We start from the raw sequence: 3790 nt of genomic DNA on the forward strand, positions 1-3790 counted from the left end.
GGAAGCCATTGACTCAAGCCCAGTAATGCTTGTCGCCTCGTAAAAAGAAGGCAGAAMTKAAAAATCAGCTTTTTTATATAATGCTGGCATATCTGAGTTTTTAATTGCACCAAGGAATGTAACTCGGTCAACTATATCCGCTTTCTTAAATATGCTTTCCATTATTGCCTGTTCTGGCCCAACACCAGCAATTAAAACCTTAAACTTTTTATTTTTAGCTAAAGTTAATGCTTTTGCAAAAACAACAACACCATTTTTTTCAACCAATCTTCTCGCTAAAATTAAAGTTTTTTCTGCATTTAAGTTATCATTTACTTTAGCAGAGAACTTCGTGGTATCAACACCATTCGAAACAAAATTCACTGGTCCTGCGTAACCAGTCTTTTTAGTTGCTTCGCACAATTCATAGCTAGGCGCCAATACCATAGCAACATGCTCAAGCCTTGATTTTAATCGCCCTTGAAAAATAACTGGTTTTTCTAGACGTTTTAAAAAACCTGACGTGTGATTTGTAAAAACAACAGGAATATCCAACCCCTTGGTTGCCTCTAATGGGCGCATACCATGTACATGAACTAAATCTATAGATCGCTCTTTTAGAAATTTCTTTAAAAACCTAGACATACCCCAAGTATAGAAAGGCTTTTGCCATAAAACTTTAGGGCGCAGCACATTTATACCGTCCAATGTCTCAAAAGAAAGACTTCCATTAACCTGAGAAGTTAAAACATATACATCATGACCAAGCTGCACCATCGCTTTAGCCAATTCATGGGCATGTGAAGCAACTCCACCTAAAGTTGGTGGAAAATCCGTGGAAATAAAGCAAATTTTCAACTTTCTAAGACTCAATCTTCTGAATTACGCTTATTGTAACTTCTTTTTTCAAATAATTTTGCTTCTTTTAAAAAAGCATAAAAAGCATTAATCATACTACCTACAAATCCCCTCCAACCGTTCGCATAATTTCTTCTAAAAAAGTAAGATTTAATAAACATTAAAGGCATTACCATTACTAACTTAAGAATGCTTGGGGACTTCCCTTTTTGATATTTTTCAACCGCTTTTAAATTCGAGTACTGATTATTTTTTTCCACTTTGACAAAAATACTCGACTCGCCATAGTGGTAAATATCACCTTCGGCCTTAACACTTTGCCCATCCACAATCACATTTTCGTGGACTTTATTTTCAAGGTCATACTGACCTTTGCTTTTACGGAAAAAGCGTACTTTCGCATGTTTTTTAGTGTGCTTGCTGTTCGGCACACCTAAAAACACATCATTAATCGGTATAATCAGCGCATCAATTTGATTGTCTTGAATGGTGTGCTCAATCTCAGCTTTCAACTCCAGTGACAGCACTTCATCACCATCTAAATTCAATACCCAGTCATTTTTACACTGCGCCAAAGCCAGACTTTTTTGCACTGCATAACCTTGCCAGTCTTGGTGTGAAATTCGTGTATTGGCAAAAGACCGTGCAATCGCATAAGTATCATCGGTACTGCCGGAATCTAGGATAATCACTTCTGAAAAGTCTTTGACGCTCTCCAGCGTATCCTGCAGCCATGCGCCGCAATTTAAAGTCACGATATAAACACTGCAAGGAATCATAATTTATAACGTCCTTTGGCTAAAGCAATGCGCATCTGCACCGCATTCATCGCGCCATGTGTACTGACACGCGGGATATTAAATTGATTTGCAGCAGTAAAATCTTCAACTTTCTTACGGGTAGAGACCGCATTTTTAAAGCCAACCTCTTTCGCCATCTGCTGATGCTTTTCATTAAACCGGCCAAAGGGATAGGCAAAACTTGGGCATTTTCCAACTAAGGCTTCCACATCCTGTTTAGATGCTTGCATTTCAGCAAAAGCATCATCATCAGACAATTTCAGTAAGTTCACATGATGCTGTGTATGCGCGCCAAATTCAATTACCCCCGAATCTGCCATTTCACGGATCTGCGCTTCGTTCAGCTTTTCAATACCTTCAATTTGCGTTGCTAAATAAATAGTCGCTTTAGCCTGATATTTTTTCAGCAAAGGATAAGCATATTGGTAATTATCCAAAAATCCATCATCAAAAGATAAAGCAAAAACATTCTTCTGCCCCTGATATTGATCCAATTCAGAAACAAAGCAAAACACGGCACTCTTTTTGACTAAATATTGCAGCAGCTGTTCAAACTTCGCCGGCGGCATATTCATGCCCGATGGCTCTGCATGCGGAGTCACCTGATGCAGCATTACGACTCTAGGCAATTTTGCACTGCGCAGCGGCAGCCAAAACGTATAATTGCCTAAAAGATAAAGGATTGCGGCCAACGCTATCAGGCCCGCCAGCACATAAAGAATCCACATTAAGCATATACCTCGTGTGACCACTCATAAGCTTCGGACAAAGGTTGATCAAAAGTAAGTTCAAGCATAAATTTAGTAATCCGGGCACTATTATAGGATTGTTGTGTTTTCTCCCAACCTTTTTTCGCAATATGCCTAGCTTCATCTAAATGTTGTTCATAATAATTATATTTTTTAACTAAATCATGCTCATCTTCAAAGTAGACCACTTCATCTGATTGATATAGTTTTTGAAATCCAGGAACTTTTGGAGTAAACGTGAGTAAACCATTTCCGGTTAATTGAATAATCCTATCTGAAGAATACAATTCAATATCATTTCGTCTAGATAGATTTAACCCACACCGTGCACCTGCAAGAACATCAATATAATGATGTCCATATACAGTATTAGTATCAAATGCCCCAAAATACGAAAATTTCTCACCTAACTGATGAATTAATTCTTTTAAAAATTGCTCTCGTGCAAGATCTTTATACACCGTACCAAAGAAAACTAAACCTCTTTCGTACGCTGTTTTATCAAACTGAGTTAAAAACTCTAAAGACTTTGTTGCAATATTTGGAATATAGGAAACTTTATTAGATGGAAGTTTAAACTGTTTTAACAATTCCCCACCAGTAGTACAAAACAGCGTATCAACATAAGGAACTATAGATTTTATAAAATTGACTTTTGATGGATCACATAACCAATCTACAAACCAAAAAGCAATTTTAGTTTGGGGATATCTTTTTCTTATTTGAGCAAGCGTATCGGGAGCAAGTAAATCACTGTGCCCAATAAGAATAAGTTCGGGTTGTAAATTATCTACAATTTGCAAAACTTCTTTGTTTGCAATCCTCGCGCCTAATTTTTTAGTTTTAAAAATTGTCCCTAGTCTTGCCATATCTCGGAAGCTATAATCGTAAACAAAGTGACCATTTTCAATGAGCCCAGCAGATACTTTACGATCAATTGAGTAATAACGCTGCCCATGTTTGTTAAATGCAAAATTAGAGATATGTAAAATTTTCATATAAACAACTCTATGTACTTAATAAAATATGAGCGACTCGAGCCGCTTCATCCAATTGTAGATTTAACAATTTAACTTTATTTTCACCCAATAAGACATGGGTTAAAAGCCGATCTAACAGCTGCGTAATTCTATCAGATTTCAAACATTCTATTTCAATAACCCCAACCTTACAGCCAGCGGTCAAGGCCTCATAAATCATCGAAACACTGTCTTCCGGATCTGTCCAGCGCTTATCCTCATGTGCCATATCCAGCTGCAGGCCCGTCACTTGCTCAAGATGATGTGTCCAAATGTTCAAATCTGCTGCTGAGGACTGATCAACACAGACCAAATCAAACCACGGCTGCGCATTCTGCTTCAGCAGCCATGCATTCAGCGCCTGTCCAAAATGGCAAAAATTGAC

5 protein-coding genes are annotated in these 3790 nt (G+C 37.8%); all 5 read right to left on the bottom strand.

The window, feature by feature from the left end; all coding sequences use genetic code 11:
• Nucleotides 1–837: glycosyltransferase family 4 protein (locus tag AZH43_RS16785; protein WP_161485919.1), on the bottom strand; the 837-nt coding region annotated here is incomplete at its 3' end.
• A gap of 11 nt (nucleotides 838–848) precedes the next feature.
• Nucleotides 849–1616: a glycosyltransferase family 2 protein gene (locus tag AZH43_RS16790; RefSeq protein WP_067672240.1), complete on the bottom strand. Its 768-nt coding sequence runs from the start codon at nucleotides 1614–1616 to the stop codon at nucleotides 849–851.
• Nucleotides 1613–2365, bottom strand: a complete 753-nt coding sequence (locus AZH43_RS16795; RefSeq protein WP_067672244.1) for a polysaccharide deacetylase family protein — start codon at nucleotides 2363–2365, stop codon at nucleotides 1613–1615. Before AZH43_RS16795 ends, AZH43_RS16790 begins: the two co-directional genes overlap by 4 nt.
• A complete protein-coding gene (locus AZH43_RS16800) occupies nucleotides 2365–3384 on the bottom strand; it encodes a glycosyltransferase (RefSeq protein WP_067672248.1) in 1020 nt (339 codons plus the stop codon). Before AZH43_RS16800 ends, AZH43_RS16795 begins: the two co-directional genes overlap by 1 nt.
• Before the next feature lie 10 nt (nucleotides 3385–3394).
• Nucleotides 3395–3790 (bottom strand): ELM1/GtrOC1 family putative glycosyltransferase (locus AZH43_RS18990; protein WP_227509842.1); only part of this gene is annotated, 396 nt, incomplete at its 5' end.

Origin of the sequence: Acinetobacter pragensis (genome assembly GCF_001605895.1) — a bacterium.
GTDB classification, from domain to species: Bacteria; Pseudomonadota; Gammaproteobacteria; order Pseudomonadales; family Moraxellaceae; genus Acinetobacter; species Acinetobacter pragensis.